Raw genomic sequence first — 2631 nt, 5'->3', positions numbered from 1 at the left:
TCGTGTTCAGTTGGTCACTCTGGCGGCGCGTTCACCAAGCCCATGCCGCCGAGGCCCACTACCGCGCAAGACTCACCACGCAGACGCAACTGTAGTATTAGAGCGCCGGGCGGTCAGTTGAAATCGGAATGATTTCCTCCCTTTTCGGGTACGGCTGTCGCATATGGCCTGAAACTGCCCCTTTGTTATTCCTCTCCCCCGCCGGGGGAGAGGTTTGGTGAGGGGGTGCTTCCGCGCGGGAGTCGCTTGAGAAGGGATTTCCGGCACTTTCCTTGTGGACAGACCCCCTCACCCTGCCCTCTCCCCCGGTGGGGGAGAGGAAAGATGAGGGCGGGGCTTTGTGGGGAGGGGGAACCCTCATGGAGTCAATTGACCGCCCGGCGCTCTAGCGCGTGCGGCGCGGCGGGTCGGCGTCGTGCTCGTCGACGTGGAAGCGGTGCAGGATGCGGTGGAACACGGGAGCCAGCATCAGCGAAGAAATGCCGATGAGCAGCAGGCCGGAAAAAATCGCATAAAACGAGGCGAAGATCTTGCCACCATCGGTCATCAGCGGCGTCAGCGGCCCCATCGAGGCGAGGATCATCGAGGCATTGGCGAAGGCATCAACCAGCCGCATGTTCTCGAAATAGATGTAACCGCAGGTGCCGGCGAACAGCGACGCCGAGACGAAGGCGAGCGAGTAAAGCGCGTTGCGCGCCAGCCGCCCGTAGAAGACCGGCCGGCTTACCACCGGCTGGTGGCGGGATTCGAAGCTCATGAGCTTCCGCATGTGACAGTCCTCCCCAGCGCATGTTCCGGTCAGGCGGACTCGCCCGACCGGATCAAGCGCCAGATCATGCTCCAGTCTTCTATGTCGCCCTGTTTTTGATCCTGCGCAAGGCGGGAACCGGCGGCAGGGTGTCCCCTGGCGCATGATCTTGTCGCAATAGCGGTTCCACTTTTGCGGATCATGCTCTCGGACCAAGCCATGGAGGTATCGTCATGAAGCGACTGAGTCACAATGCCCGCGTGCTGGTCACCGACGGTGGCCGCGCCACGGTGTTCCGCAACGTCGGCGATGTCCGCAAGCCGGACCTGCAGCCGGTGCGCTCCTACCACCAGGACAATCCGCCCAACCACGAGCAGGCCAGCGACAAGCCCTCACGCGTCATGGAAAGCATGGGCTATGGCCGTTCCACCGCCGAACAGCCGGACTATCACCAAATGACGGAGGACCGCTTTGTGAAGGGCATCGCCGCCGACATGGCGAAGGACCTGGGCGCAGGGGAGTTCAGCGAGATCATCGTGGCCGCTCCGCCCGTGGCCATGGGCGTGTGGCGCAAGGCGGTGACGCCGCAGCTCGCCAAGGCCACGCTCAAGGAGATCACCAAGGACCTCACAAAGCAGAACGCATCCGCGATCGCCGCCAGCGTTGTGAAGGCGCTTGAAGGCGGTTGAAGCCTCGGCTAACGGGACGCCATGACGCAAACCAAGGCGCCCGCCGCGAAAACCCACGACCTGTTCGTCACAAGGCTCTACCGGGCGGACAGGATCGTGCCCCAGAAGCTCACCAATGCCATCGAGGCGCTGGCCATGTCGCTGGCGATGGACGATGGCGCGGGACAAGAGTGGGCGGAGAGATACGGCTATACCGGCTACACCTCCTATGCCTCGCTCAACGACCTGCCCTGGCGTTTCCCGGAATTCGCCCGGCTGGTGAAGGCGATCGACAAGCACTGCCTTGCTTACGCAAAGGCGCTCCACTGGGACCTGCGCGGCGCCAGGCCGCGCTGCGACTCCCTGTGGGTTAACGTGCTGCCCGAGGGCGGGCATCACACCTCGCACATCCACCCCAATTCGGTGATCAGCGGGACGTTCTACGTGGCCGTGCCGCATGGCGCCGGCCCCATCGTCTACGAGGACCCGCGTCTGGGCCTGATGATGGCCGCTCCCCCGAAGCTGGCGAAGCTGCCGCGGAACATGAAGCAGCATGTTTCCTTCAAGCCGGAGGTGGGCACGCTGATGCTGTGGGAAAGCTGGCTCCGGCACGAGGTGCCGCTGAACCGCGCGGACGGCAACCGCATCAGCGTCAGCTTCAACTACGTGCTCGCCTGATCAGGAAAAAACCTTCTCGCCCAGCTGGTCGACGATCTGCTGGCCCTTGAGGATGGCATGGTCGGCGGCGGCGTCCGCGTCGGCGAAACGGTCGGCGCGGATGAAGCGGTGTTCCTTCACCTGGCCATCGACGGTCTTGGTCACCGTCCCGCAGGTCTGCCACTGGCCGCCCTCCTTGTAGGGCATGGCGGCAATGACGAAGCCATTGTAGTCAAGCTGGCGCCTGGGACCCGCGGGTGCGGCCTCTTTGGAACCACCGCCGAACAGCTTCCTCAGAAATGACATGACGGCACAACTCCGCAAATCAAATTGGCGCCGAGCCTAACGGGCGACCGGCCCCAGATCAACCTCATGTCCAGCGCATGTTCCGTTCAGGCGGAATCGCCTCAACGAAAGTTAGAGAGGCGCGCAGTCGAGTGAGATCAGTCCGCATAATTTGCTCCCTCCCGGCCGTCATTCCGGCGAAGGCCGGAATCCAGCTTTCTTTCAACGCGTGCTGACGCAAAGCGGGATTCCGGCCTTCGCCGGAATGACGGC

The 2631-nt window shown here is 63.3% G+C and carries 5 protein-coding genes; 2 read left to right on the top strand and 3 right to left on the bottom strand.

All coding sequences use genetic code 11. The annotated features are described in order from the left end of the window. Positions 1-385: 385 nt before the first annotated feature. Complete coding sequence (locus IOC69_RS07480; RefSeq protein ID WP_290542923.1) at positions 386-769, bottom strand: hypothetical protein; 384 nt, start codon at positions 767-769, stop codon at positions 386-388. Positions 770-981: 212 nt separating this feature from the next. Here IOC69_RS07480 and IOC69_RS07475 point away from each other — a divergent pair, with 212 nt between their 5' ends. Together IOC69_RS07475 and IOC69_RS07470 are read left to right on the top strand one after the other, a co-directional pair. Next, entirely contained in the window at positions 982-1437 is a 456-nt protein-coding gene (locus IOC69_RS07475; protein ID WP_290542922.1) for a host attachment family protein, read from the top strand. 21 nt (positions 1438-1458) lie between these two features. Beyond that, positions 1459-2094, top strand: a complete 636-nt coding sequence (locus IOC69_RS07470) for a TIGR02466 family protein (RefSeq protein WP_290542921.1) — start codon at positions 1459-1461, stop codon at positions 2092-2094. On the opposite strand, the gene IOC69_RS07465 is transcribed toward IOC69_RS07470, so the two are convergent. Next, positions 2095-2379, bottom strand: a complete 285-nt coding sequence (locus tag IOC69_RS07465; protein WP_290542920.1) for an HlyU family transcriptional regulator — start codon at positions 2377-2379, stop codon at positions 2095-2097. Positions 2380-2443: 64 nt separating this feature from the next. Continuing rightward, a partial coding sequence (locus tag IOC69_RS07460) for a hypothetical protein (RefSeq protein WP_290542919.1) occupies positions 2444-2631 on the bottom strand: 188 nt, incomplete at its 5' end.

The organism is Aestuariivirga sp., from assembly GCF_020252405.1.
GTDB lineage: Bacteria > Pseudomonadota > Alphaproteobacteria > Rhizobiales > Aestuariivirgaceae > Aestuariivirga.
The sequence above is the reverse complement of the archived record's forward strand: the minus strand, read 5'-3'. Positions and strand labels throughout refer to the sequence as shown.